Source organism: Sphingomonas sp. OK281, assembly GCF_900115295.1.
GTDB lineage: Bacteria > Pseudomonadota > Alphaproteobacteria > Sphingomonadales > Sphingomonadaceae > Sphingomonas.
Genome location: NZ_FOVZ01000002.1, coordinates 346090 through 370645, shown reverse-complemented (window position 1 = coordinate 370645; position 24556 = coordinate 346090). Strand labels below are relative to the sequence as shown.

Here is a 24556-nt window from a genome sequence, read left to right as displayed (position 1 = left end):
CTTATGACTCGAACCGCCCCCCGCACCAAGGCGCGTGCCGCCGCTCGCCTCGCCGCCGTCCAGGCGACTTACCAGCACGAGATGGAGGGCACCGCTATGCCCGTCTTGCTCAACGAATTCCACCAGCACCGCCTCGGCGCGACGATCGAAGACGTCGAATATGCCGAGGCCGACGTCGATTTCTTCGACGACCTCGTGACCGGTGCGAACGCCCGCGCGGGCGAGATCGACGTGCTGATCGAGGGCAAGCTCGCCAAGGGCTGGACGCTCGCCCGGCTCGACAAGCCGATGAAGGCGATCATCCGCGTCGGCACGTATGAGCTGCTGGCGCGCAAGGACGTGCCCGTCGCCGCGGTGATCAGCGAATATGTCGACGTTGCACATGCGTTCTACGACAAGCGGGAGTCGGGGTTCGTGAACGGCCTGCTCGACGGTATCGCAAAAGACGTGCGTAGCTGACGGACTCCCTCTCCCCTCCGGGGAGAGGGTCGGGGTGAGGGGCAGCCAAGCAGTGCGGCGCCTGGAACAGCCCCTCACCCCAGCCCTCTCCCCGGAGGGGAGAGGGAGCAGAGAATGACCGAAGCCGAGTTCATTGCCGCTCTCCGCCATCTCCCGCTGCACTCGGCGGCGCGGGGCCTGAACGACGACACTGCGCTGCTCGACACAGGCCCGCTCGTCGTCACCACCGACACGCTGGTCGAACGCGTGCACTTCCTCCCGACCGACCCCGCACAGGACGTCGCGTGGAAACTGGTCGCCACCAACCTCTCCGATCTCGCCGCCAAGGGTGCCAAACCCGAAGGCATCCTTCTCAACTACCCGCTTGGCGATGACGCGTGGGACCGCGCGTTTCTCGAAGGGCTGGCCGAGGTCCTGACCGCGTTCGACACCAGGATCATCGGCGGCGACACCGTCACGCTCCCCGCCAACGCTCCGCGTATCCTGACCGTCACCGCGTTCGGCAGCAACGGCGCGGCGCCTGCCCGAAGCGGCGCACACGACGGCGATGCACTCTACGTAACTGGCACGATCGGCGACGCGGGCGCGGGGCTAGCCATCGCGCTCGGCGCGGAAGGCCCTGCCGAACTTCTCGCCGCGTACCGGCGCCCGCAGCCACGGCTCGCCGACGGCCGCATCCTCGCCCCCCACGTCCATGCGATGATGGACGTATCCGACGGCCTGCTCATCGACGCGTCCCGCATGGCACAGGCCAGCAATCTCGCCGTCAGCATCGACCTTGCGCGCATCCCCCTCTCCGACGCCTATCGTACCTTCTCGGGCGACCCGCTCGCCGCAGCCACCGCGGGCGACGACTACCAACTCCTCTTTGCTGCACCGCAAGATTTCGTCACGGACGCCACTCGCATTGGTGCGTTCTCGGCCGGCTCGGGGCTCACTCTCCACGACTCGGGCACCCCCGTCCCGCTTCCGACAAGTCTAGGCTATGAGCACGTCCCCCGAGGATAACTTGCGCAATGCCCCTGCACTGATAAGTTCCTTACATCGGGACTCGGCAAAGCCGGGACCGGAGAGGACCTGACAAGAGGGATAGCGCCGTATGACGACCGTCTATTTGGCCATGATCTGCGGCGTCATCGCCGTCCTATATGGTTTCGTCACCAGTCGACAGGTGCTCGCGGCCTCCCCCGGCAACGCAAAGATGCAGGACATCGCCGCCGCCATCCAGGAAGGCGCGAAGGCGTATCTCGGGCGGCAATACACCACGATCGCGATCGTCGGCGTCATCGTCGCGGCGATCCTGCTGTTCACGCTTGGTATGATCTCGACGGTCGGCTTCGTCATCGGCGCGGTGCTCTCGGGCGTCGCCGGCTATGTCGGCATGAACATCTCGGTCCGCGCCAACGTCCGCACCGCCGAGGCCGCGCGCTCCTCGTTGCAGGCCGGGCTGACGATGGCGTTCCGATCGGGCGCCGTCACCGGCATGCTCGTGGCGGGCCTCGGCCTGCTCGCGATCAGTGCGTTCTTCTGGTATCTCACCGGACCCGCGGGTCATGCACCCAACGACCGGATCATCGTCGAGGCACTCACCGCACTCGCGTTCGGCGCATCGCTGATCTCGATCTTCGCGCGATTGGGCGGCGGCATCTTTACCAAGGCGGCGGACGTCGGCGCGGATTTGGTCGGCAAGGTCGAGGCCGGCATCCCCGAGGACGACCCCCGCAACCCCGCCGTGATCGCGGACAACGTCGGCGACAATGTCGGCGACTGCGCGGGCATGGCAGCCGATCTGTTCGAGACCTACGTCGTCACGCTGGGCGTCACGATGATCTCGATCGCGCTGCTGATCCAGGCGAGCGGCGCCGAGCTGATGCGGCTGATGACGCTCCCGCTGCTCGTTGGCGGCGTGTGCATCGTCACCTCGATCATCGGCACCTACATGGTGCGGCTCGGTGGCGGTAGCATCATGGGCGCGCTCTACAAGGGCTTCTTCACCTCGACGATCCTGTCGATCCCGGCGATCTACCTCGCCACGCGCTACGTGCTCGGCGACCTGCACCGCGTGATCGGCGGCGCCGGCTTCCTCGATCCCGCGACCGACGACCTGACGACGCAGGCCGCGCCGTCGCTGACGCAGAGCTTCACCGGCATGGACCTGTTCTGGTCGATGATGATCGGGCTCGTCGTCACCGGGCTGATCGTGTGGATCACCGAATATTACACCGGTACCAACCACCGCCCGGTCAAGTCGATCGCCAAAGCGTCGGAGACCGGCCACGGCACCAACGTCATTCAAGGCCTGGCCATAAGCCTCGAATCCACCGCGCTGCCGACGCTGGTGATCGTCGTCGCGGTGATCGTCGCCTACCAGCTGGCCGGGATCATCGGCATTGCGTTTGCGGCAACGGCGATGCTCGCCCAGGCCGGCATGGTCGTCGCGCTCGACGCCTATGGTCCCGTCACCGACAACGCCGGCGGGATCGCCGAGATGGCCGGCCTCCCCGACGATGTTCGCCAGCGCACCGACGCGCTCGACGCGGTCGGCAACACCACCAAGGCCGTCACCAAGGGCTATGCGATCGGCTCGGCCGGGCTCGCCGCGCTCGTCCTGTTCGGTGCGTACACCACCGATCTCGCGACGTACTTCCCCGATGTCACGGTCGATTTCAGCCTGTCGAACCCGTACGTCATCGTCGGCCTGCTGCTCGGCGCGCTGCTCCCGTACCTGTTCGGCGCGTTCGGGATGACTGCGGTCGGTCGTGCAGCCGGTGCGGTCGTCGAGGAAGTCCGCGAGCAGTTCCGCAACAACCCCGGCATCATGCTAGGCACCAGCCGCCCCGACTACGCACGGACGGTCGATCTCGTCACCAAGGCGGCGATCCGCGAGATGATCGTCCCCTCGCTTCTCCCCGTCCTGAGCCCCCTCGCCGTGTATTTCATCATCACCGCGGTCGCCGGCCAGGCCGCCGGCTTCGCTTCGCTCGGCGCGATGCTGCTGGGCGTGATCGTCTCCGGCCTGTTCGTCGCGATCTCGATGACGAGCGGCGGCGGCGCCTGGGATAACGCCAAGAAATACATCGAGGACGGCAACCACGGCGGCAAGGGCAGCGAGGCGCACAAGGCCGCGATCACCGGCGACACGGTCGGCGATCCCTACAAGGACACCGCCGGCCCCGCGGTGAACCCGATGATCAAGATCACCAACATCGTCGCGCTCTTGTTGCTCGCGGCGCTGGCCGGCGGCGGGGTGACCTGATCCGAACCGGGTCGTCGAGTGGTCGAGCCACGCGGCTCGCTCGACGACCCGTTACTGCCCATCCTCGCATGTCCATATGCTGCGGCAGGACAGCAGGACGGTGCCCGGTGCGCTGATCTCACTCAAATCCGACCGAGTTCGACGGTGCGCCAGGATGCAACGGTCGCCCGCCTATTGCCCTTGCCCCCGAACGCGATACTCTGTGCGGACGGCCATTGGGGAATGGCCAGGGGGAGACTGTCGATGACGTGGCCGACGATGTGGCGGGTGGCTTTGCTGACCGGTGCGATGATACCGGCGATCGTGGCGGCACAGACCGCACTGCCCTCCTCCACCGCCACGCCGAAGACGGCGGAGGCTGCGCCCAAGACGGCGGCGGCGCCCAAGACGGCGGAGGCTGCGGGACCGGTTTCCGTCGAAACCTTCGCCAAGCTCCCCGGTATCGCCAATCCCAAGCTTTCGCCCGACGGCAAGCGCATCGCCGCGAAGATGGCGCTCAACGGCGCGCAGGTGCTGGTCGTCGCGCCGCTGTTCCCCGGCGGCAAGGTCGTCGCGATCAAGGTCGGGGCGACGGTCGACATCAACTGGTGGCGCTGGGCCGGTGACGACTGGCTGGCGGTCGGCATCGGATCGCAGGACATGCTGTACGGCGAAGAAATCTACGTCACGCGCACGCTGGGCGTCAAAGCCGACATGACCAAGGTCAACCGGATCGACTGGACGCATTCGGGCGTCCGGGCGGACGACATCCTCTGGGTGGCGAAAGACGGGACGCCGCGCGTGCTGCTGTCGCGCCAGACCGGGATCGAGAGCGAGAGCCAATGGTATCCCCAGGTCTCCGAGGTGGACCTGTCGACCGGCAAGACCAAGACCGTCGCCGGCAGCCAGGCCGACGTCTTCGACTGGTATGCCGATGGCGCCGGGGTGGTCCGGATGGGGTATCGCTACAGCGATGAGAGCCGCAAAGGCGCAATGCTGTACCGCAGCACCAACCGCGATCCGTTCAAGGTCATCGCATCGGCACGCGGCAAGCAGGACATCGTCATCCCGCTGACGTTTCGCGCCGACGGCACCGCCATCGCGACGGACGATTCGGGCGGGCGCGACGAGGTGTTCGAAGTGTCGCTGCCCGACCTGAAGCTGGGCAAGAAACTATACGGCGCGGATGGCTACGACGTCGATGGCGTGATCGAGAACGCGACCGGCGACGATATCGACGGCATCACCGTTACCGATCACTTCGGCCACACGCTCTGGCTGAACCCCAAGCTGAAAGAAATCCAGGACTCGGTCGACAAGGCGGTCGGCGAGCGTCGTGCGCGCATCGTCTCCTGGGATCGCACCCGATCCAAATTCCTGGTGCAGGTCGGCTCGCCGTCGCAGGCCGGTGCCTTGTATTTCTACGATCCCGCGAGGGGATCGATGCAGCGCTATGCCTGGCAAAACGACGTGCTGAAGGCGCGGAGTTTGTCGCCGGTGTCGACGATCCGGTACAAGGCGCGCGACGGGGTCGAGATCGAGGCACTGCTGACCTTGCCACGCGGACACAGTCCCAAGAACCTGCCACTGATCGTCTTGCCGCACGGCGGCCCCTTCGCGCGCGATTCCGAGGACTGGGACTGGTGGACGCAGTATCTGGCGGAAACCGGCTATGCCGTCGTCCAGCCGAACTATCGTGGCTCGTCCGGCTACGGGACCAGTTTCGCCAAGCTCGGCGAGGGACAGTGGGGCCTGAAGATGCAGGACGATCTCGACGATGCGATCACGCACCTGGCCAAGCAGGGCATCGCCGATCCGAAGCGCGTGTGCATGGCCGGCGCATCCTATGGCGGTTATGCGGCGATGCGCGCGGCACAGCGGAACGGCACCGGCGACGCGGCACCTTATCGGTGCGCGATCTCCTATGCCGGCGTGTCGGATCTGCAGGCGATGCAGCGCTACGACGGCAAGTTCCTGTACGGGAAGACGCGCGGCGACTGGCTGAAGAAGCAGGCGCCCGATTATCGCAGCGTTTCGCCGCGTTTCGGGGCCGCCAACTTCTCGATCCCGATCCTTCTGCTGCACGGCAAGGAAGACAAGCGCGTGCCCGTGAAGCAATCGCGGATGATGGCGGCGGCGTTGAAGGAAGCAGGCAAGCCATACGACTATATCGAACAGCCCCTTGGCGATCACCACTTCACGCGTGCGGAGGACCGGCTCGAGTTCCTGAAGGCGATGGGTGCGTTCCTGGCAAAGTATAATCCGGCTTAGCGCAAGGATACGGCACGGAAAAACTCCGCAACGGAGCAAACCCGCCGACTACGGATGCATCTCGCTTGGACGAACGCCGATTTGTCCTCGCATTCTATCTGATGCGCAACTGGCCCGAGAATCACCTCTTCTACGGCGACAACCTCGCCGTCCTCCGCAAGGAGGTCGCCGACGAAAGCGTCGACCTGATCTATCTGGATCCGCCGTTCAATTCTAACGCCAATTACGGAATCCTGTTCAAGGAGCCCGACGGCAAGTCCTCGAACGCGCAGATCGAGGCGTTCGAGGATACATGGCATTGGAACGAGACGGCCGAGGACGCCTTCGATCAGGTCGCGCGAAGCGGTAGCACCAAGGCCTTCGACCTGTTGAACGCGATGCGCGGGTTCCTCGGCGATAACGACATGATGGCGTATCTGGCGATGATGGCGGTCCGCCTGCTCGAGCTGCACCGCGTGCTGAAGCCGACCGGCAGCCTGTATCTCCACTGCGATCCGACCGCGATCCATTACCTGAAGCTGCTGCTCGACGCGATCTTCGGCAAGCGCCAGATCGCGAACGAGATCGTCTGGTGCTACCGGCGCTACACCGCGGCCAGCAACCGGTTCCAGCGGCTCCACGACACGCTGCTGTTCTATGGCAAGACCGACCAGCGGCGCTTCAACGACATCCGCGTGCCGTATGGCGAGACCTCCGGCAAGAAGGATTCGCACTACCGGCAGGACGATGACGGCCGCTGGTTCCGCTGGCAGAAACGCAAGGACGCCGAACCCTACCGCATCTATCTCGCCGACGGAGTCAGGCTGGGCGACTGGTGGGACATTCCGATCATCAATGCGTCGTCCAAGGAGCGCCTCGGGTATCCGACGCAGAAACCCTCGGCGTTGCTGGAGCGGATCATCACTGCTTCGTCGAACGAAGGCGACGTGGTGCTCGACCCGTTCTGTGGCTGTGGCACCGCCGTGCACGCCGCGGAAAAGCTCAAGCGGCAATGGATCGGGATCGACGTGACGCATCTCGCCATCTCGCTGATCGAAAAGCGGATGAAGGACGCGTTTCCCGGCGTCACCTTCACCGTCGAGGGCACGCCGAAAGACCTCGCCTCCGCGTACGACCTCGCGCTGCGCGACAAATACCAGTTCCAGTGGTGGGCGGTCTCGATGGTCGATGCGCTGCCGTTCGGCGGCAGGAAGAAAGGCGCGGACGGCGGGATCGACGGGCTCATCTACTTCAACGATCACGATCCGGTATCCGGCAAGATGGTCACGCACCGCGCGATCGTGTCGGTTAAGGGTGGTCTCAACCCCGACACTGCGATGGTCGAGACGCTCGCCGCGACGATCGCGCGCGAGAAGGCACCGATCGGCATCCTCATCATGAACGCTAGGCCGACGCGCGAGATGGAGCGCCGCGCCGCCGCGGTCGGCATCTACCGCGCGGGCGTCGATGAGGCGTTTCCGAAGCTCCAGATCCTGACGCTCGCCGACCTGTTTCAGGGCAAGCGACCACGTATTCCCAATGTCGACCGCGCCGCCTTCCGCCGCGCCGCACGCGAGGCGACGGCTTATCAACCGAGCTTGCTGTGAACCGACTACCCCGTCGTCGTCATTACCTCGAAGGGGGGAACCCATACCGACTGGCCTCGCGATCGATCATGGACCGTAGACGACCCGGGTCCCCGCCCCCCGCCGGGATGGACAAGGAATAAGCCCTTGTTTCCATCATGCCGGACACGATATCCACGTCTTACTCAGCGGGTGCGGGCATGATGCCTGCGTCCGCTGTCGGCCGTGCTTTCCTTTTTCGCGAACTTGCGGTAAGGGCGCTCGTCCCGAAATTCCCCCAATTCAGAGATTATATTTGGCCAAGGAAGAACTGCTCGAGATGCGCGGCCGCGTGGTGGAACTCCTCCCCAACGCGATGTTCCGGGTCCAGCTCGAAAACGACCACGAGATTCTCGGTCACACCGCCGGCAAGATGCGCAAGAACCGCATCCGCGTGCTGGTCGGCGACGAGGTGCTGTGCGAACTCACGCCGTACGATCTGACCAAGGGTCGCATCACCTACCGCTTCAAATAAGCGCCATGCGCCGTTCGTGCGGCGCGTAGCCCAAGCATCGAGGCACCAATGCTGGTCCTGGCCTCTTCCTCGCCCCGCCGCCGCGATCTGCTCGCGCGGCTCGGCGTCGTGCCGTCACGCGTGGAATCCCCCGACATCGACGAGAGCCCGCGCAAGGCCGAACCACCCCGCAGCTACGCGCTGCGTCTCGCCATCGAGAAGGCCAGCGCGGTGGCGCGTGCCGAAGGCGAGATCGTGCTCGCCGGCGACACCACGATCGCGCTCGGCAGCCGTATTCTCCCGCCAGCCGACACTCTGGAAATCCAGCGCGACCTGCTCGGCAAGCTGTCGGGCCGGCGTCATCATTGCCTGTCCGCTGTCTGCGTGATCGACGCGACCGGCAAGGTCCGCACTCGCATCGCCGACACGACCGTCGCGTTCAAGCCGCTCTCGCCGGCCGAGATCGACGATTATCTCGCGTGCGGGGAAGGTCTCGGCAAGGCCGGCGGCTATGCGATCCAGGGCCGCGCCGAGGCATTCGTGCGATTCCTGGCGGGCAGCCATTCGGGCGTCGTCGGCCTGCCCCTGTTCGAAACCCGCGCGCTGCTGAAGACCGCGGGCGTCGCTTTTGCCTGAGTGGCTCTACGAAGCCGGCATCGGCGAGGCGCGCGCGGCGCTGGTCGACAACGACGAGATTATCGAAGCCGCGATCGAGTTCGACACCGACATGCTCAAGGTCGGCCTGATCGCCCCCGCACGGCTTGTTGAACTGTTACCGGGTCGCCGCGGTCGCGTCGCGCTCGGCGGCGGCGAGGCGCTGATCAACCATCTCCCCCCCGGCATCACGCAAGGCGCCAGCCTGGTCGTTGAGATCGTCCGCGAGGCATTGCCCGAATCAGGCCGCGCAAAGCTCGCCAAGGCCGTTCCCAGCGCCCTGCCGCCCAGCCCCGCCCCGACGCTGTACGAACGCCTCGTGGCGACCGGCCTGCCCATCCGCAGCCCTCGCCCGCACGAACCCGACGCATTGGAAGCAGCAGGCTGGTCCGAACTGCTCGACGAGGCGACGAGCGGCGAGATCGTCTTCTCGCTCGGCGCATTGCGCCTGTCGCCGACGCCGGCGATGACCCTGTTCGACGTCGACGGCGCACCGCCACTCGACACGCTGGCCATCGCGAGTGCGCGTGCCGTCGCCCGCGCGATTCGCCGACATGGCATCGGCGGCTCGATCGGCATCGATTTCCCGACGATCGCCGGCAAGGCGCAACGCAATGCCGTTGCCGCCGCTATCGACGAATCATTGCCGCAACCGTTCGAGCGCACCGCGATGAACGGCTTCGGCTTTCTCCAGATCGTCCGTCCCCGCCCGCGTGCATCGATCCCGGAAATCCTCCGCGCCGATCCAGTCGGTGCAACGGCCCGCGCGCTGCTCCGTACGCTCGAGCGCACGCCACCGACTGCATCCCGCCGCCACACCCTGCCCGCCGCCGCCCACGCGCGTTTGACGGCGCGCCCGGAGTGGCTTGCGGAACTCGCACGCCGCACCGGCGTCGTCCACGAACTGGAGAGCACCCGATGAACGCCGCCGCCCCGACCATCAAATGCCCGATCTGCGACCAGGCCGCGGTCGCCGACTACAAGCCGTTCTGCTCGAGTCGCCACCGCGACCGCGACCTGTTGCAGTGGCTTGGCGAAGGCTATCGCATTCCCGGCCGATCAATCTCACAAACGGGGCTGGACAGCGCCGAAGACCCCGACTAAACGCGCCCTTCCGATCACAAGATCGGACGCTTCTCCGGTCCCAGATCGGACGATGCCCGGATAGCTCAGTTGGTAGAGCATGCGACTGAAAATCGCAGTGTCGGCGGTTCGACCCCGTCTCCGGGCACCATTTTCCCTTGTTACCCATCGGTTCTACCTTCCGCTCGGATGCACGATGCTGCTCGAGTCACGATAGTGTACTTTGACACGCGATGAACGCCGGCGGCGCTCCACCTGCCTGGTATCGCGGTGAACCGACGGATTGGATCTGCAACCATATTCGATCATTGCGGGGCGATAGCGCCTCAACGGGCGCCGGTTCGGGCCGACCGCGAGATCTCAGCGAGACTGCGACCTGTTACCTCGAAATCATATCCTGACGCGGCAAGTCGTTAGGGCGAGCCATAACCTTCCGGGATCGGATGTCATGAAGGGGCGCCCAGTACGATCGCGCGGCCGTAACGGCTCGTAGGGGCCCTCTAGCACTGCAATCGTCGGCGTTGAGCCCCTTGCCCGTTCAAGGCGACCTCGCGGACCCATGCCGCCCGAGGCGCCTGCGTCCTTGCGGATGTCACGCAACGAAAAAGGGCGGCCCCGCAGGACCGCCCGTTTCTGTTCCAAACCGCGCCGTGGCAAAGCCACGCCGTCGGACGGTGCCTGCGCACCGCCAGCCGGTCTCGTTATACTCGACTTAGCGCGAATAGAACTCGACGACCAGGTTCGGTTCCATCTTCACCGGGTAAGGCACTTCGTCGAGCGTCGGGACGCGCGTGAAGGTGACCTTGGCCGCACCGTCGGTGGCGACATAGTCGGGAATCTCGCGCTCGGCGAGGCTCTGGGCTTCCATGACCAGCGCCATTTCCTGCGCCTTCGAACCCAGCGTGATCTCGTCGCCGACGAAGCAGCGACGCGAGGCGATGTTGCACTTCACGCCGTTGACGCGGATGTGGCCGTGCGAGACGATCTGGCGTGCCGCGAAGATCGTCGGTGCGAACTTGGCGCGGTAGACGATCATGTCGAGGCGCTGCTCGAGCAGGCCGATCAGGTTCTGCGAGGTATCGCCCTTCAGACGCGCAGCCTCGTGGTAGCATGCACGGAACTGCTTCTCGGTCACGTCGCCATAATAGCCCTTGAGCTTCTGCTTGGCGCGCAGCTGGATACCGAAATCGCTGACCTTGCCCTTGCGGCGCTGGCCGTGCTGGCCCGGGCCGTATTCGCGCTTGTTGACCGGCGACTTGGGACGGCCCCAGATGTTCTCGCCCATACGGCGATCGAGTTTGTACTTCGCGCTTTGACGCTTCGACATAGTAAGTCCTTGGCAGCTTGTGACGAACCCGCGCCATCGCTGGAGCGGATCATTCCCGGTATCGCCTGCTGGCCGTGGACGAGATCCATGGGGCAGGGCATCCGCTTCACCGGGGTGCGGTGCCTGTCGCGAAGCGCGGGCCTATGTCCGAAAGCGGGCCGGCGGTCAAGTCGGCAAGCCTGTCAGCCGCCCCGACCACCGAGACTTGGCTGGCCCGGATTGGTGGTCTGATCGCGAAAAGTGTCGCGGCCGCCCGACTCCACCTTGCTCATCGCCGCCCATTCCGCGCGCGTATGGCAGACCCGGTGGCCCATGATGCTGCCGGTCGTCGTCTCGTTGCGACAGATCTTCTTGTCGGGATCGACGACGGGTTTTGCCACTATAGGAGCGGGGGCGGCCTGCATGGCCAGGGCAGCGATCATCGTCGTCAGGAACATTGCGGGCCTCGAACGTCATGGTTGGGCGATGGCCGGGATGGTGCCGTGCGCGCGCTCATTACGCAACCGAAATGCCCGCCGTGCTGGCGGCGGTGATGCGGTTCGCTGGACAGCGCAACGGACCGCGGTATTGACGCATCATGTCCAGTTCCACCCAACCCCGTTCCAACATCGCCGATGCTATACTGGCCGGTCCAGACTGCACGACCATGACCGAGGTCCGCGCGGGCGTCGACGCGCTCGACCGGGACCTCGTCGCGCTGCTTGCCAAGCGTTTCGCGTACATGGACGCCGCCGCGCGCATCAAGCCCGAGCGCGGGCATGTGCGCGACGAGGCGCGGAAGACGCAGGTAATCGACAACGCACGGGCCGAGGCGGTGAGACTCGGAGTGCCGGAAGCCGCGGTTGCGGACCTTTGGGAAACGCTGGTCGAAGCCTCGATCGCCTATGAACTGGCGGCGTTCGACCGCCGCTAGGGTGACGCACTCCCCGCCCTGAAAGGGAGGGGTTGGGGGTGGGTCGGCCCTGTAACCGCCACCCCGCCCGCCAAGCAGCCGACCCACCCCCGGCCCCTCCCTTCCAGGGAGGGGGGATTATGGCCGCGGCCGCTTCCCCGCCAGCGACGACAACACCCCGCGGAGAGTCCGAATCTCCTGGCTCGACCAGCCCGGCTTGGTCAGCAACGTCCGCAGAGTCCGCCGCGTCGACTGCATCTTGTCGGGCAGGTGGAAGAACCCCGCCCCCATCAGCATCGCATCGAGCTGCCCGATCATGCCGTCGAGCTCCTCCTGCGGCGCGGGCGGCATGATCGGGTTGATCGACGGCTGCGACAGCTCGCGCTCGGCGGTGAGGCCCTTCGACCATTCATACGCGACCAGGATCACCGCCTGGGCGAGGTTGAGCGAGCCGAACTCCGGATTGATCGGCACCGTGATGATCGTGCGCGCGACCGCGACATCGTCGGTTTCGAGGCCCGAGCGCTCGGGCCCGAACAGGATCGCGGAGCGACCGGGGGCGGCGTGGATCTCGGTTGCGGCCTGTTCGGGGGTGACTACCGGCTTGGTCACGCCGCGCTTGCGTACCGTGGTCGCGAACACCTGCGCGCAGTCGGCGGTGGCTGCGGCGACGCTGTCGTAGACCTTGGCGTTCTGGAGCACGATGTCGGCACCGCTGGCGGCTGGGCCGGCGGAGGGGTTGGGCCAGCCGTCCCGCGGGGAGACGAGGCGCATTTCGGTGAGCCCGAAGTTGAGCATCGCGCGCGCGGCCTTGCCGATGTTCTCGCCGAGTTGGGGGCGGACGAGGACGATGACGGGGGGTGGGGTCGAAGCGCCGACCGCCTCCAACCCGTCCGAGAGCACATCGCTGTCGCTGGCCACGTCCTTACCAAGCATGTTTTCGTCAATCACGTCGCCAAATCCACCAATCTCGCCAAGCTCACCAAAGTCGTCCGGCTCGGCCAATCCTTCATGCTCAGCCAAACCATCCCGCTCACCCGCCCCACCCCGTTCGTCCTGAGTAGGGGCTGAGCGAAGCCGAAGACCCGTATCGAAGGATTTGCGTGCGAGAAAGCGCACTGCTTCCCAATCGCCAGCCGCCAAAGCTTCCTTCTTCGCCCGCGTCCAGCCTTTCAACTGACGCTCGGTCTCCAATGCCTCTATCCTGCTGGGGAAATCTTGCGACCATATCAGCGTCACCGGCCGCCTGTTGTGGGTATACCCGGGAAGCTCACCATGCTGGTGCTGTGCGATCCGGCGTTCGAGCGCGTCGGTGTGGCGATGTAGTAGCTGCCGTCCGAACAGCGGAGCATGTAGGCGTAAAAGCTCATGCAACCTGTCCTTCGATACGGGCCTTCGCCAGGCTCAGTCCCTACTCAGGACGAACGGCGGGGGTGAGGGACCGTCGATAAAGCAAGCGCTGCGTTCTTGCCAGCAACGCGGCGGATCCCGGCATGATAGGCCAAGCCTAATTCAGGAAGCAGGCCCCAAGTCACTCCGTCCGCCCAACCTCCTCGACACTCCCGGCAAAAGCCTCGAAGTCCTTGGCCTCGCTAAAGTCCCGATACACACTCGCAAACCGGATATACGCCACGGAATCGAGACCCTTGAGCCCGTCCATCACCATCTCACCGATCCGCTTCGACGTCACGTCGTTCTCACCCAGCGTCTCCAGCCGCCGCTGGATCCCGCTCACCAGCTTCTCGATCCGCCCAGCCTCGATCGCCCGCTTCCGCGTCGCGATCGACAACGACCGCAGCAGCTTTTCTCGATCGAACGGCTCCCGCCTGCCCTCACTCTTCAACACGAACAGCTCGCGCAACTGGATCCGCTCGAACGTCGTAAAACGCGCGGCGCACCCTTCGCATTGGCGCCGGCGTCGGATCGCCGCCCCGTCTTCGGTGGGGCGGCTGTCCTTTACCTGGCTGTCTTCATGTCCGCAGAAGGGGCAGCGCATTCAGACCTTCTTCTTGCCCTTGTAGTACGCGTAGCCCGCGCCCGCGAGTGCGCCGAAGATCGGGCCGATCACCGGCACCGGGATCGCCACGACCGCGCCAAGCGCGCTCCACTTGGCCATGCTCTTGCCGAGGCCGGGGGTTGCCTTGATGTCGTTCTGGACGTCGTCGAACTTCGACATGCTACTTATCCTTGATAGATCGGGAAGCGCGCGCACAGTGCACGAACACGCGTCCGAACGTCCGCCTCGACTTCCGGGTCCCCATGCTCGCCCTTTTTCGCGAGGCCGTCCAGCACGTCGGCGACCATGTTGCCGATCTCGCGGAACTCAGCCGGGCCGAACCCACGCGTCGTACCCGCGGGCGAACCGACGCGGATGCCGCTGGTCTTCACCGGCGGCAGCGGATCGTTGGGAATGCCGTTCTTGTTGCAGGTGATCCCCGCACGCTCCAGCGCCTCGTCCGCATCGCGCCCGGTGATGCCCAGCGGGGTGAGGTCGATCAGCGCCAGATGCGTGTCGGTGCCGCCCGAGACCACGTCCGAGCCACGCTCCTTGAGCGTCGCCGCCAGCACCTTGGCGTTCTCGACGACAGCCGCGATGTAGCTCTTGAAATCAGGCTGGAGCGCCTCGCCGAACGCGACCGCTTTCGCCGCGATCACGTGCATCAGCGGCCCACCCTGGAGCCCCGGGAACACCGCCGAGTTGATCTTCTTCGCCAGCGCCTCGTCGTTGGTCATGATCATGCCACCGCGCGGTCCCCGCAGAGTCTTGTGCGTGGTGGTCGTCACGACATGCGCGTGGCCGAACGGCGTCGGGTGCAGGCCCGCTGCGACGATCCCGGCGAAATGCGCCATGTCGACCATGAAATACGCACCGACCTTGTCCGCGATCGCCCGGAAGCGCGCGAAGTCGATCGTCCGCGGATAGGCCGAACCACCCGCGATGATCAGTTTCGGCTGATGCTCGACCGCCAGCGCCTCGACCTGATCGTAGTCGATCAGATGCGTGGTCGCATCGACACCGTATTGAATGGCGTTGAACCACTTGCCCGACATCGCCGGCTTCGCGCCATGCGTCAGGTGACCGCCCGCATCGAGGCTCATGCCGAGGATCGTATCGCCCGGCTTGACCAGCGCGAGCATCACCGCGCCGTTCGCCTGCGCGCCCGAATGCGGCTGCACGTTGACGAACCCACAGCCGAAGATGGCGCGCGCCCGCTCGATCGCCAGCGTTTCGACCGTGTCCGACGGCGCGCAGCCCTGATAGTAACGCTTGCCCGGATAGCCTTCGGCGTACTTGTTCGTGAACACCGAGCCCTGCGCCTCGAGCACTGCCTTCGAGACGATGTTCTCGGACGCGATCAACTCGATCTGCGTCTGCTCGCGTTCCAGTTCGGCAGCGACGCCGGCGAAAACGGCAGCGTCCGCATCGGCCAGGCCGCGCGTAAAGAAGCCATCGGGCTGGACGTCGTGGAGTTCGCGGGGCTGAGTGCTCATGCGGGGACCTTTAACTTGTCGACACGGAGTTGATGACGGCCGCCGGCAAATTCGGCGGACAGGAAAGCTTCGACGCACGCCTTGGCCATTTCCTCGCCGATCAGGCGCGCGCCCATCGCGATCACGTTGGCGTCGTTATGGATGCGCGCGAGGCTCGCCGACAGCGGTTCGGAGACGAGTGCGCAGCGGCAGGCGGGGTTGCGGTTGGCAGCAATCGAAATGCCGATCCCGGAGCCGCACAGCGCGATACCGCGCTCGGCGCTGCCATCGGCGATCGCTGCAGCAAGCTTGAACCCATAGTCAGGATAATCGACGCTGGCAGTGCCTTCGGGACCAAGATCGAGCACGTCGTGCCCCGCCTCGCGCAGCCAAGCAGCGAGCACCGCTTTCAACGAAACGGCAGCGTGATCGGACGCGATGGCGATGCGCACCTGGCGTAATCCTGTGACGGGGGATCGGGTGCCCAGCCCCCTACCCTCCCAAGCGCCGATTTGCCACACCTGTTCGCGAACGCGGCCGGTGAACCGCAACGATCCTCCCCCGCAAGGGGGAGGTGGCTGGCGCTTGCCAGACGGAGGGGGAGGAATGAGGCAACATCTGTTACGTATCCTCCCCCTCCGTCACCTTCGGTGCCACCTCCCCCTTGCGGGGGAGGATCGCATGAAGGACTGTCGACCTTGCCCCCCGAGGAGAAGCGCCATGAAAGCCTTAACCCTGCTCGCCGCCGCCGCGCTGACCGCTTGTTCCGGCCCAGCCCCCGATACCAGCAGCGACGGCAACATGACCTCCGCCGGCTCGGTCGAGCGCAACGTCGCCACTACCAAGCCCGCCACTCCCAAGTCCAAGGCGCCCAATTACGCCGGCCGCTGGCTGGGCGTCGAAGGCATGGTCCTCGACATCGCCCCCAAGGCCACACCCGGCCAGTACGCACTGACGATGCAATGGGATCTCGACAACAAGGGCAAGTTCGACGGCATCGCGAGCGGCGACACGATATCGTTCGATCGCAACGGCATCCGCGAAACCCTGCGCCCGACCAACGGCGACGCGACCGGGCTCAAATATCTGTTCGGCAAAACCGACTGCCTCACGGTGAAGCCCGGCGAAGGCTATTGCCGCGACGGACTTAGCCGCTAGGTTCCCGACCGTGACTATCGCACATGCCCCCCCAGCACGGGCCAACGCCGCCCAGGCGAACGCCGACGCCGCCCGCGCGCACCTTTCCGAGGTGCTGCTGCGGACCGGCCAGGAGGACCGCGACGCGTTTCGCGAACTCTATACGCTGACCAGCGCGAAGCTTTTCGGGATCACGCACCGTATCTGTGGCAACGCCCAAGCCGCGGAGGATGTGCTGCACGAGGTCTATCTCACGATCTGGAAACGCGCCGGTGCCTGGGAACCCGGTCGCGCGAGCCCGATAACCTGGTTGGCGACGATCGCGCGCAACCGCGCCATCGACTGGCAGCGCGCGCAGGGCGTCCGCCGCACTAGTCCGCTCGATGATGCGCCCGACGTCGCCGATCCCGGCGAGGGTGCCGAGGCGGGGATGCTCGCGAGCGAGTCCTCGCGCGAACTGATCGAGTGCCTGAACGGTCTCGAACCGCAGCAGCGTGACGCGATCCGCACCGCATTCTTCGACGGCATCACCTACGCCGAACTCGCGATCAAGCGCGCCGTGCCGCTGGGCACGATGAAGAGCTGGGTCCGCCGCGGTCTCGCCCGCCTGAAGGATTGCCTCGATGGTTGATCCGACCACCGATACCGGCGAGCCCGAGGACGTCGCCGCCGCCGAACTCGCACTCGGCCTGCTCGAAGGCGAAGAACGCGGGGCAGCGCTGCGCCGCGTGCTCGCCGAGCCCGGTTTCGCCGCACAGGTCGAATGGTGGCGGTCGCGCCTGGCAGTCCTGTTCGACCTCTGGCCCGAACACGCCGCGCCGCCGCATCTCGCCGCCCGGATCGAAGCCAGTCTCAACGGAACCCCGGCCCCCGCGCAAACCAGCCGCTTCGCTTGGCCGGCGCTCGCCGCCGTCACCAGCGCGCTCGCCGCATCGCTTTTGCTGTTTGTCATGGTCCGCCCAGAACCGACCGTGCCCGTCTCGCAACCGATCGCCCCCTCAATACCGGCCGCGCGGCCGACCAGCGTGCTCGTCGCGATGCTCGGCGATGCGAAGTCGCCCGTCGCCGCGGTCTACGATCCCGCCAACGGCGCGCTCCGCGTCGCGGCCGGCCCCGGCGTTCCGGACGCGCGCGTCGCGCAACTCTGGGTGATCGGCGGCGACGGTGTGCCTCATTCGCTCGGCCTGCTCTCGGGACGTCCGACCTCGTTGGCACCCAAGGGCGTCGATCGCGGTCGCATAGCGCCCGGCGCGACGCTCGCGATCTCGGTCGAACCGCTCGGCGGCTCGCCGACCGGCCTGCCGACCGGCCCGGTCGTCGCCACCGGCGTGGTCGCGCGCGTCTGATGCCCGTCTGATGACAGCGCGATCCGCCGCAACCGGCGGCATTCCACCGATCGCGCGCCTGCTCGGGCTGAGCGGCCTCCTCCCGCAACTCGCGGCGGTCGCGCTGCTGCTGAGCGGCGATCCGCAAAGCCGCTTCTCCGCGCTGGCGATCGCCTACGCCTACGCCGCGATCATCTTGAGCTTCCTCGGTGGCCTCTGGTGGGGCCTCGCCGCACGCACCGACTCGCCGCCGCGCTGGCTCTGGTTCGCGAGCGTCGCGCCCTCGCTGATCGCGCTGGTCACCGCCTGGCCCTGGATGGTCGGCCTGCGCTGGCCCGGCCCGTCGCTGGTCGTGCTCGGCATCAGTCTGATCGCCGCGCTGCTCGTCGACCGAGCCCTGGTCCGCGCCGGCATCACCCCACCCGGCTGGATGGCCTTGCGCGTACCGCTGTCGCTTGGTCTCGGCGTCCTGACGTTACTGGCGGCTATACTGTGACTCGGGTACGGGAAAATGCTATACTAACGCTATGAGCGTTGCCGAACACATCACTCAATTGGCTTCCGGGCCCGCGCGTTTCACCACCGCCGAGTTCATGGAACTCGTCCGTCATCCGCCGATTGCCGACTGGCTGGGCAAGGTCGAACTGGTCAACGGGGAGATTATGCGGATGTCACCGGCAAACGTACCTCACTGGAACGCGCAGCGTATCGCTTTCCTGCGCTTGCAGTCCGCCTTCGCCGCACTCGGCACCGAGTGGATCGTCGGGCAGGAGCCAACCGTCCGCCTGACCGCCGACACGCTGCGCGAACCGGATGTGGCTGTGCTTCGCGGCCCCGATCTACGCGCAACATTGTTCGACCGCGTTGCGCTGTTCCTCGCTGTCGAGATCGCCGATACGAGCCTAGCGCTCGATCTTGGCGCCAGGCGGAGCGACTATGCCGAGGCGTTCGTACCGCATTATTGGGTGGTCGATATGAACGCGCGCCGGACGCACGTGATGGCCAAGCCCCGCGCTGGCGATTACGAGGACAAACTACTCATTCCGTTCGGCCACCCTATCGCAATCCCCGAACTCAACCTCGACATCGTCGTCAACTGACCCTCAAGCCGCCTTGCGCAAGTCCAGGCGGCTCCAGATCTCCACCAGCGCATCCGTCAGCTCGCGCATCATCGCCTCGGTATGCGCAGGGCCCGGCGTGAACCGCAGCCGCTCAGTCCCGCGCGGCACGGTCGGATAGTTGATCGGCTGCACGTACACGCCGTATTCGGCGAGCAGCACGTCGCTGATCTTCTTCGCCTTGACCGGGTCACCGACCATCAGCGGAACGATATGCGTATCACCGATCATCACCGGCAGCCCGGCGTCCTTCAGCATCGCCTTCAGCATCGCCGCGGAAGCCTGCTGCCCCTCGCGCTCGACGCTGGACGCCTTCAGATGCCTCACGCTCGCGAGCACACCCGCAACCAGCACCGGCGACAGCGAGGTCGTGAAGATGAACCCCGGTGCATACGACCGGATCACATCGACGATCGTCCGATCGGCGGCGATATAGCCCCCCATCACACCGAACGCCTTGCCCAGCGTCCCCTCGAGGATCGTGATCCGGTGCGCGACCTCGTCGCGCTCCGAAATGCCGCCGCCACGCGCGCCGTACATCCCGACCGCATGGACTTCGTCGCAATAGGTCAGCGCGTTGTAGCGGTCGGCGAGATCGCACACCGCCGAGATCGGCGCGATGTCGCCCTCCATCGAATACACGCTCTCGAACGCGATCAGCTTCGGCACGGCGGGATCTTCAGCGGCCAGCAATTCCTCGAGATGCGCGAGATCATTGTGGCGGAACACCCGCTTCTCGCAGCCGGAGTTGCGAATGCCAGCAATCATCGACGCGTGGTTCAGCTCGTCCGAAAAGATGATGCAGCCCGGCAGCACCTTGGCCAGCGTCGCCAGCGTCGCCTCGTTCGAGACGTACCCGCTGGTGAACAGCAACGCCGCTTCCTTGCCGTGCAGGTCGGCGAGTTCGCCTTCCAGGTCGACATGGTAATGCGTATTGCCGCCGATGTTGCGCGTGCCGCCCGAGCCCGCGCCGACGTCGTGCAGCGCCTCTTCCATCGCCGCGATGACCTTGGGGTGCTGGCCCATTGCGAGATAATCGTTCGAGCACCACACCGTGATCGGCTTCGGCCCGTTATGCCCGGCAAAGCAGCGCGCGTTCGGAAACGCGCCCTTGTTGCGGAGAATGTCGATGAACACGCGGTAGCGCCCTTCGGCATGCAACCGGTCGATCGCCTGCGTGAAAACGCGCGAATAATCGACTCGTGGACCCATTGCGGAGTCCGTTGCCGAGATGCCGTTGGTAATCATAGGCTTGGGCACTACGCCTCGCTTTCACTCGTTTCCAGCGCAATACCGCTCTTACGGTGATCGCTTTCCTCATCCTGGCAGCACATTGCCACGATGCGCCTGCGAAGCAAGGTGCCACATTGTCCCAGGGCAACGCTTAAAGCTGCTCGATCCTGCCAAACCCGCGCGCCGCCAGAGCCGGTCCGAGCGCGCGCTCCTCGTCGCCCAACCGGGTGAAGACGGCAACGCCCTCCCCCGCTCCCGACCATGATTCGCTCCGCATGAGATGCACGATCCGCCGCGCAATCCCCGGTCCACCATCGACGAAGCGCACGCCGGGAGCAGCGGCCGCAAGCTCCGCTTCGACCAGCGGAAAATGCGTGCAGGCGTTGACGATCACGTCAATCGCGTCGCCGCCGGGTTGCGAGAACAACCCGTCGAGCATCGCCGCATAGCGTTCCGGCGCGACGACTCGGCCGTGCAATTTCGCCTCGGCCATCTCGACCAGAGCCGCCGAGCCGTAGCGCAGCACCGTGCAATCGCCTGCAAACTTCGCCGCAAGATCATCGACATACGCCTGCCGCACGGTCGCCTCGGTACCCAGCACGCCGATGGTCCGAGTCTTCGAAAGCAGCGTGGCGGGCTTGATCGCCGGTACCGTCCCCACCACTGGCAGGTCGAGCGCGGCGCGCACCACCGGCAGCGCGATCGTCGAGGCGGTGTTGCACGCGATCACGATCAGCCGCGGCCGATACCGCTCCGCCAACCGCCCCAGCAACACCGGCACCCGCGCCGCAATCTCCGTTTCGCTCTTGGTGCCGTACGGAAAGCCAGCCGAATCGGCGGCATACACGAACGGCGCATCGGGCAACGCCGCCCGCGCCGGACCGACGATCGACAACCCGCCGACGCCGGAATCGAAGAACAGGATGGGGCGCTGGTCCATGCGCGGTCCTTAGGACGGAACACCCCCCATAAACCAGAGCGACCTGCCCCCCTCCCTGGAAGGGAGGGGTCGGGGGTGGGTCGGTTTCCGCATGATCAGACGTCGGTGGCCAAAGCCGTCCAACCCACCCCCAGCCCCTCCCTTCCAGGGAGGGGAGCGCCTCGTGGGCCTGTCACAGGCAGTTTCTACAACCTCACCCCATTTGCCGTCCGCCCCGCGTGGCCTATAAGCCCCTCCCAGAACGGGGGACATAGTTGCAGACGGAAATTCTCTGGGTAGCGCCCACGCTATCGCTCGTACTGAGCTATCTGCTCGGCTCGATCCCGTTCGGCGTCATCCTCACAAGGGCGGCCGGCGCGGGCGATCTGCGGACGATCGGCTCCGGCAATATCGGCGCCACCAACGTGCTGCGCACCGGACGCAAGGGCCTCGCCGCCGCCACGCTGCTGCTCGACATGGCAAAGGGCGCGGTCGCCGTGCTGCTGGTCGCGCACCTATTCCCCGGCAACGCGCTGCTCGCAGCGGCCGGTGCGTTCATCGGTCATTGCTACCCGATCTGGCTAAAGTTCAAGGGCGGCAAGGGCGTCGCGACACTCATGGGCATCGTCGTCGCACTGCACTGGCCGCTCGGGCTGGTGTACGCAGTCGTCTGGCTGGGCCTGCTCGCAGGCCTGCGCATATCCTCGGTCGCGGGCATGGCCGCCGCGCTCAGCGCACCGTTTGCCGCCGCGCTGTTCGGTCGTTTCGACCTCGTCCTCCTTCTCCTGGCGCTCGCGCTGATCGTATTGTGGAAACACCGAGAGAACGTCGATCGCCTGTTCTCCGGCACCGAACCGCGCATCGGCTCCAACCGGCAAAAGAGTGGCTGACCCGACGGTCTCGAGACTTCGGCTCATCCGCACGACCGGGATCGGACCGGTCACCTATCGCCAACTCATCGCGCGCTTCGGCAGCGCCGCCGCCGCGATCGAAGCACTCCCGATGCTCGCCCAACGCGGCGGCGGACGCGCGCCCAGGATCGCAGACGCTGCCCTAGCCGAACGCGAAATGGCCGCCACCGCCAGGCTCGGCGCACGCTACCTCTTCCTCGACGACCCGGACTATCCCCGCCTGCTCGCCGAAATCGAGACCGCGCCCCCGGCGCTCATCCTGCGCGGCGACATCGCCCATGCCAGCCGCCCCTGCATCGCGATGGTCGGCGCGCGCAACGCCTCGGCCGCCGCCTGCCGCTTCGCCCGCCAGCTCGCACTGCAATTGGCCGAGGAAGGCACCACCATCGTCTCTGGCCTCGCCCGCGGAATCGACACCGCCGCGCACATCGGCGCGCTCGGAGCCGGCTCCAGCGGCGCGACGATCGGCGTCATCGCCAGCGGCATCGACATCGCCTACCCGCCCGACAACACCGCGTTGCAGGAACGCATCGCTGCCGAAGGTCTTCTGCTAGCCGAACAGCCCCCCGGTACCGAACCCAAGGCGCGCAACTTCCCCTCGCGCAACCGCATCATTGCCGGCCTCGCGATCGGCACGGTGGTGGTCGAGGCGGTCCCCAAATCCGGCTCGCTGATCACCGCGCGGCTAGCAAACGAGTCCGGTCGCGAAGTCATGGCCGTCCCCGGCAGCCCACTCGACCCGCGCGCGCAAGGCTGCAACCTGCTGATCCGCGAAGGCGCCACCCTGGTACAGTCCGCCGCCGACATCCTCGAACAGATCCGCCCGTTCGACCCGCGCTCGGTCCGCTCGCCGATCGACGTCTACGCCGCCTCGCCACCGGAGGACGCCAGCGACACCGACCGCCGCAGGATCGCCGACCTGCTCGGCCCCGTCCCGGTCGCGATCGACGAACTCATCCGCCAATCGCGCGTGAGCCCCGCGGTAGTGCAGACGGTATTGCTCGAACTTGAGCTGGGCGGCAGACTCGAACGTCATGCCGGCGGGCGCGTAAGCCTGGCCTGACGCCAGGTCCACACGTGCGGCGAAGCACCTGCCCCCGCCCGCGCTCGCTAACATCCGCGCGCATCACGAACATCCACGCGCATCACGAACAGAGGCGCACGATCCGTTCGGCCGCACTGGCAGCGCCATCCTCGCCGGCAACGACATCCGCCGCATGCTGCGCCGCCTGCGCCATCGCTCGATCGGAGAGGACCTGGGCGAGGACGCGGACGGTACGGCCGTCGCCGAATCGTTCGCGCTTCACGGTCAGGGCGATACCAGCCGATACGAGTCGGGCGGCGTTATCGAACTGATCGCCGAAATGCGGAACGACGATCTGGGGACGCCCCGCGCGGAGCGCCTGCCCCGTCGTTCCGATCCCGCCATGATGGATCACGACCGCGGCTTCGGGAAACACCGCCGAATGGGGCGCGTACTGCAGGAACAGGCAGTTACCGTCGCGATGCGGTGGCTGCGGTCGTCCGGTCAGCAGGAGCGCACGCTTGCCGAGATCCCAGCTGATGGCGGCGGCGTTCTCGTAAAAACGCCCGGCCGAGGCGACTGCAAACGATCCCAGCGTGAAGATCAACGGAGGATCGTTCGCCTGCCGGCATTCGTCCAGGAAACTGTCCAGTTCGGGCAATTGCGCCGGTTGCCCATCGTCTGCCCCCGTTTCGCTGTCGAAGAACGGAAAGCCCGTCAGCGCAGCCATGCTCGGCACATCGGGCGGGAGCGCGCCCAGCGCAGAGGACCAACAGCACAGGATCGCTGCCGTCGCCGGACCGTGATCCAGCAACGGCGCGCCTTCCCCGGGACCGAGCCCGTGTTCGGCACGCACCGCATCGATCCGCCTCGCGTGCCGTCGGCGCAGGATGGTTCGTGCCAGCGACAGGACCGCGCTGTTCCAGCCGTAGCCGAGGCGAGTCTGCGGACGATGGCGCATCAGTTCGAATTGTCGCGCAACCGGCGGCTGCCACGCGGAAAACAGCGTCATCGGTTGCAGGATGATGGTCGCCAGCGGCAGCCGTCGCTTCTCGGCGACGATCGCCGCCGAGAAGGCGAAGGTCGACCCGGCCAGCGCATCGGCGCCATCGGCCACCGCATCCAGAGCGGCGGTGCTGGCGCGCAACGACGGCATCAAAATCTCGTCGATCACGAAATCCCGGTCGGCGAGAACCTTCGCGGCGACCTCCGCGTCGCTCAGGCCCAACCGCGCGCAGATCGACGCAAAGCTCGGCAGGATCGGTGCCGCCTCGAGCCCGGCCGCCTTCACCTTGGCCATATGGTCCTCGGGCACCGCGAGCAGCACCCGTTCGCCACGCGCCGCCAGCGATCTGCCGATCGCGATGAACGGATGCAGATCGCCCAGCGAGCCGATAGTGGCGAGAACGATCCGGGCCATGACGGACACTACCCAGCGA

At 66.2% G+C, this 24556-nt stretch carries 28 protein-coding genes and 1 tRNA gene; 18 read left to right on the top strand and 11 right to left on the bottom strand.

What is annotated here, in order from left to right; all coding sequences use genetic code 11:
- The first annotated feature begins 3 nt into the window (after window positions 1-3).
- The 10 genes from nusB to BM244_RS07880 all read left to right on the top strand — a co-directional run bounded on the left by nusB (window position 4) and on the right by BM244_RS07880 (window position 9911).
- Window positions 4-459 (top strand): transcription antitermination factor NusB, encoded by a 456-nt coding sequence (gene nusB / locus BM244_RS07925; protein ID WP_093398423.1) that lies wholly within the window; start codon window positions 4-6, stop codon window positions 457-459.
- 114 nt (window positions 460-573) lie between these two features.
- Window positions 574-1467 carry a thiamine-phosphate kinase gene (gene thiL, locus BM244_RS07920; protein WP_093398422.1) on the top strand — a complete coding sequence of 298 codons (894 nt, stop codon included), beginning with the start codon at window positions 574-576 and terminating at the stop codon, window positions 1465-1467.
- Window positions 1468-1558: 91 nt separating this feature from the next.
- Window positions 1559-3715: a sodium-translocating pyrophosphatase gene (locus BM244_RS07915; protein WP_093398421.1), complete on the top strand. Its 2157-nt coding sequence runs from the start codon at window positions 1559-1561 to the stop codon at window positions 3713-3715.
- A 243-nt stretch (window positions 3716-3958) separates the two neighbouring features.
- On the top strand, window positions 3959-5965 hold the full coding sequence (locus BM244_RS07910) for an alpha/beta hydrolase family protein (protein WP_254784344.1): 2007 nt from the start codon (window positions 3959-3961) through the stop codon (window positions 5963-5965).
- A gap of 65 nt (window positions 5966-6030) precedes the next feature.
- Window positions 6031-7551 (top strand): DNA methyltransferase, encoded by a 1521-nt coding sequence (locus BM244_RS07905; RefSeq protein ID WP_254784343.1) that lies wholly within the window; start codon window positions 6031-6033, stop codon window positions 7549-7551.
- A 274-nt stretch (window positions 7552-7825) separates the two neighbouring features.
- Window positions 7826-8044, top strand: a complete 219-nt coding sequence (infA, locus tag BM244_RS07900; RefSeq protein ID WP_031441079.1) for a translation initiation factor IF-1 — start codon at window positions 7826-7828, stop codon at window positions 8042-8044.
- A 48-nt stretch (window positions 8045-8092) separates the two neighbouring features.
- Window positions 8093-8659, top strand: coding sequence for a Maf family protein (locus BM244_RS07895; RefSeq protein WP_093398420.1), 567 nt, complete (start codon window positions 8093-8095; stop codon window positions 8657-8659).
- Complete coding sequence (locus tag BM244_RS07890; RefSeq protein WP_093398419.1) at window positions 8652-9599, top strand: ribonuclease; 948 nt, start codon at window positions 8652-8654, stop codon at window positions 9597-9599. The genes BM244_RS07895 and BM244_RS07890 overlap by 8 nt, the downstream gene beginning before the upstream one ends.
- Complete coding sequence (locus tag BM244_RS07885; RefSeq protein ID WP_093398418.1) at window positions 9596-9781, top strand: DNA gyrase inhibitor YacG; 186 nt, start codon at window positions 9596-9598, stop codon at window positions 9779-9781. Before BM244_RS07890 ends, BM244_RS07885 begins: the two co-directional genes overlap by 4 nt.
- Before the next feature lie 54 nt (window positions 9782-9835).
- A tRNA-Phe gene (locus BM244_RS07880) sits at window positions 9836-9911 on the top strand.
- A gap of 561 nt (window positions 9912-10472) precedes the next feature.
- On the opposite strand, the gene rpsD is transcribed toward BM244_RS07880, so the two are convergent.
- Window positions 10473-11087 (bottom strand): 30S ribosomal protein S4, encoded by a 615-nt coding sequence (gene rpsD, locus BM244_RS07875; RefSeq protein WP_056053294.1) that lies wholly within the window; start codon window positions 11085-11087, stop codon window positions 10473-10475.
- Between the two features lie 182 nt (window positions 11088-11269).
- On the bottom strand, window positions 11270-11524 hold the full coding sequence (locus BM244_RS07870; protein ID WP_093398417.1) for a hypothetical protein: 255 nt from the start codon (window positions 11522-11524) through the stop codon (window positions 11270-11272).
- 209 nt (window positions 11525-11733) lie between these two features.
- On the opposite strand from BM244_RS07870, the gene BM244_RS07865 reads away from it, so the two are divergent.
- Window positions 11734-12000, top strand: a complete 267-nt coding sequence (locus BM244_RS07865) for a chorismate mutase (RefSeq protein ID WP_254784399.1) — start codon at window positions 11734-11736, stop codon at window positions 11998-12000.
- A gap of 117 nt (window positions 12001-12117) precedes the next feature.
- Here the strand turns inward: BM244_RS07865 and BM244_RS07860 are convergent, their stop codons facing one another.
- From BM244_RS07860 to rpiB, 6 genes are all read right to left on the bottom strand, one after another.
- Entirely contained in the window at window positions 12118-13272 is a 1155-nt protein-coding gene (locus BM244_RS07860; protein ID WP_254784398.1) for a TrmH family RNA methyltransferase, read from the bottom strand.
- A complete protein-coding gene (locus BM244_RS23765) occupies window positions 13215-13349 on the bottom strand; it encodes a GIY-YIG nuclease family protein (RefSeq protein WP_302847266.1) in 135 nt (44 codons plus the stop codon). The genes BM244_RS07860 and BM244_RS23765 overlap by 58 nt, the downstream gene beginning before the upstream one ends.
- Before the next feature lie 161 nt (window positions 13350-13510).
- Complete coding sequence (gene nrdR, locus BM244_RS07855) at window positions 13511-13975, bottom strand: transcriptional regulator NrdR (protein ID WP_093398415.1); 465 nt, start codon at window positions 13973-13975, stop codon at window positions 13511-13513.
- On the bottom strand, window positions 13976-14155 hold the full coding sequence (locus BM244_RS07850) for a hypothetical protein (protein WP_056053298.1): 180 nt from the start codon (window positions 14153-14155) through the stop codon (window positions 13976-13978).
- Window positions 14156-14160: 5 nt separating this feature from the next.
- Window positions 14161-15471 (bottom strand): serine hydroxymethyltransferase, encoded by a 1311-nt coding sequence (locus BM244_RS07845; RefSeq protein ID WP_093398414.1) that lies wholly within the window; start codon window positions 15469-15471, stop codon window positions 14161-14163.
- Window positions 15468-15902, bottom strand: coding sequence for a ribose 5-phosphate isomerase B (gene rpiB / locus BM244_RS07840; RefSeq protein ID WP_093398413.1), 435 nt, complete (start codon window positions 15900-15902; stop codon window positions 15468-15470). The genes BM244_RS07845 and rpiB overlap by 4 nt, the downstream gene beginning before the upstream one ends.
- 268 nt (window positions 15903-16170) lie before the next feature.
- Between rpiB and BM244_RS07835 the strand changes: the two genes are divergently transcribed.
- The 5 genes from BM244_RS07835 to BM244_RS07815 are packed head-to-tail and all read left to right on the top strand — an operon-like array spanning window position 16171 to window position 19012.
- The gene (locus tag BM244_RS07835) at window positions 16171-16608 is read left to right on the top strand and encodes a hypothetical protein (protein WP_093398412.1); all 438 of its coding nucleotides are present in this window, start codon (window positions 16171-16173) and stop codon (window positions 16606-16608) included.
- A 10-nt stretch (window positions 16609-16618) separates the two neighbouring features.
- Window positions 16619-17218, top strand: a complete 600-nt coding sequence (locus tag BM244_RS07830; protein ID WP_254784342.1) for a sigma-70 family RNA polymerase sigma factor — start codon at window positions 16619-16621, stop codon at window positions 17216-17218.
- A complete protein-coding gene (locus tag BM244_RS07825; RefSeq protein ID WP_093398411.1) occupies window positions 17211-17933 on the top strand; it encodes an anti-sigma factor in 723 nt (240 codons plus the stop codon). Before BM244_RS07830 ends, BM244_RS07825 begins: the two co-directional genes overlap by 8 nt.
- A gap of 10 nt (window positions 17934-17943) precedes the next feature.
- On the top strand, window positions 17944-18408 hold the full coding sequence (locus BM244_RS07820) for a DUF3429 domain-containing protein (protein ID WP_093398410.1): 465 nt from the start codon (window positions 17944-17946) through the stop codon (window positions 18406-18408).
- 31 nt (window positions 18409-18439) lie between these two features.
- On the top strand, window positions 18440-19012 hold the full coding sequence (locus tag BM244_RS07815; RefSeq protein ID WP_093398409.1) for a Uma2 family endonuclease: 573 nt from the start codon (window positions 18440-18442) through the stop codon (window positions 19010-19012).
- Window positions 19013-19015: 3 nt separating this feature from the next.
- Here the strand turns inward: BM244_RS07815 and hemA are convergent, their stop codons facing one another.
- Both hemA and murI read right to left on the bottom strand, forming a co-directional pair.
- Window positions 19016-20242 (bottom strand): 5-aminolevulinate synthase, encoded by a 1227-nt coding sequence (hemA, locus tag BM244_RS07810; protein WP_093398408.1) that lies wholly within the window; start codon window positions 20240-20242, stop codon window positions 19016-19018.
- 172 nt (window positions 20243-20414) lie between these two features.
- Window positions 20415-21203 (bottom strand): glutamate racemase, encoded by a 789-nt coding sequence (gene murI / locus BM244_RS07805; RefSeq protein ID WP_093398407.1) that lies wholly within the window; start codon window positions 21201-21203, stop codon window positions 20415-20417.
- Window positions 21204-21457: 254 nt separating this feature from the next.
- Between murI and plsY the strand changes: the two genes are divergently transcribed.
- Both plsY and dprA read left to right on the top strand, forming a co-directional pair.
- Complete coding sequence (gene plsY / locus BM244_RS07800) at window positions 21458-22072, top strand: glycerol-3-phosphate 1-O-acyltransferase PlsY (RefSeq protein WP_093398406.1); 615 nt, start codon at window positions 21458-21460, stop codon at window positions 22070-22072.
- Window positions 22065-23156 (top strand): DNA-processing protein DprA, encoded by a 1092-nt coding sequence (gene dprA / locus BM244_RS07795; protein WP_093398405.1) that lies wholly within the window; start codon window positions 22065-22067, stop codon window positions 23154-23156. The genes plsY and dprA overlap by 8 nt, the downstream gene beginning before the upstream one ends.
- 82 nt (window positions 23157-23238) lie before the next feature.
- Here dprA and BM244_RS07790 read toward each other — a convergent pair whose 3' ends face one another.
- The gene (locus BM244_RS07790) at window positions 23239-24537 is read right to left on the bottom strand and encodes a glycosyltransferase (RefSeq protein ID WP_093398404.1); all 1299 of its coding nucleotides are present in this window, start codon (window positions 24535-24537) and stop codon (window positions 23239-23241) included.
- Window positions 24538-24556: the final 19 nt, after the last annotated feature.

What these genes read in the sequence shown, in the direction of transcription:
- nusB (WP_093398423.1), top strand. Translation starts at nt 4, where the DNA reads ATGACTCGAACCGCCCCCCGCACCAAGGCGCGTGCCGCCGCTCGCCTC.
- thiL (WP_093398422.1), top strand. Translation starts at nt 574, where the DNA reads ATGACCGAAGCCGAGTTCATTGCCGCTCTCCGCCATCTCCCGCTGCAC.
- BM244_RS07915 (WP_093398421.1), top strand. Translation starts at nt 1,559, where the DNA reads ATGACGACCGTCTATTTGGCCATGATCTGCGGCGTCATCGCCGTCCTA.
- BM244_RS07910 (WP_254784344.1), top strand. Translation starts at nt 3,959, where the DNA reads ATGACGTGGCCGACGATGTGGCGGGTGGCTTTGCTGACCGGTGCGATG.
- BM244_RS07895 (WP_093398420.1), top strand. Translation starts at nt 8,093, where the DNA reads ATGCTGGTCCTGGCCTCTTCCTCGCCCCGCCGCCGCGATCTGCTCGCG.
- BM244_RS07885 (WP_093398418.1), top strand. Translation starts at nt 9,596, where the DNA reads ATGAACGCCGCCGCCCCGACCATCAAATGCCCGATCTGCGACCAGGCC.
- rpsD (WP_056053294.1), bottom strand. Translation starts at nt 11,087, where the DNA reads ATGTCGAAGCGTCAAAGCGCGAAGTACAAACTCGATCGCCGTATGGGC.
- BM244_RS07870 (WP_093398417.1), bottom strand. Translation starts at nt 11,524, where the DNA reads ATGTTCCTGACGACGATGATCGCTGCCCTGGCCATGCAGGCCGCCCCC.
- BM244_RS07865 (WP_254784399.1), top strand. Translation starts at nt 11,734, where the DNA reads ATGACCGAGGTCCGCGCGGGCGTCGACGCGCTCGACCGGGACCTCGTC.
- BM244_RS23765 (WP_302847266.1), bottom strand. Translation starts at nt 13,349, where the DNA reads ATGAGCTTTTACGCCTACATGCTCCGCTGTTCGGACGGCAGCTACTAC.
- nrdR (WP_093398415.1), bottom strand. Translation starts at nt 13,975, where the DNA reads ATGCGCTGCCCCTTCTGCGGACATGAAGACAGCCAGGTAAAGGACAGC.
- BM244_RS07850 (WP_056053298.1), bottom strand. Translation starts at nt 14,155, where the DNA reads ATGTCGAAGTTCGACGACGTCCAGAACGACATCAAGGCAACCCCCGGC.
- BM244_RS07845 (WP_093398414.1), bottom strand. Translation starts at nt 15,471, where the DNA reads ATGAGCACTCAGCCCCGCGAACTCCACGACGTCCAGCCCGATGGCTTC.
- BM244_RS07835 (WP_093398412.1), top strand. Translation starts at nt 16,171, where the DNA reads ATGAAAGCCTTAACCCTGCTCGCCGCCGCCGCGCTGACCGCTTGTTCC.
- BM244_RS07825 (WP_093398411.1), top strand. Translation starts at nt 17,211, where the DNA reads ATGGTTGATCCGACCACCGATACCGGCGAGCCCGAGGACGTCGCCGCC.
- BM244_RS07820 (WP_093398410.1), top strand. Translation starts at nt 17,944, where the DNA reads ATGACAGCGCGATCCGCCGCAACCGGCGGCATTCCACCGATCGCGCGC.
- BM244_RS07815 (WP_093398409.1), top strand. Translation starts at nt 18,440, where the DNA reads ATGAGCGTTGCCGAACACATCACTCAATTGGCTTCCGGGCCCGCGCGT.
- hemA (WP_093398408.1), bottom strand. Translation starts at nt 20,242, where the DNA reads ATGGGTCCACGAGTCGATTATTCGCGCGTTTTCACGCAGGCGATCGAC.
- murI (WP_093398407.1), bottom strand. Translation starts at nt 21,203, where the DNA reads ATGGACCAGCGCCCCATCCTGTTCTTCGATTCCGGCGTCGGCGGGTTG.
- BM244_RS07790 (WP_093398404.1), bottom strand. Translation starts at nt 24,537, where the DNA reads ATGGCCCGGATCGTTCTCGCCACTATCGGCTCGCTGGGCGATCTGCAT.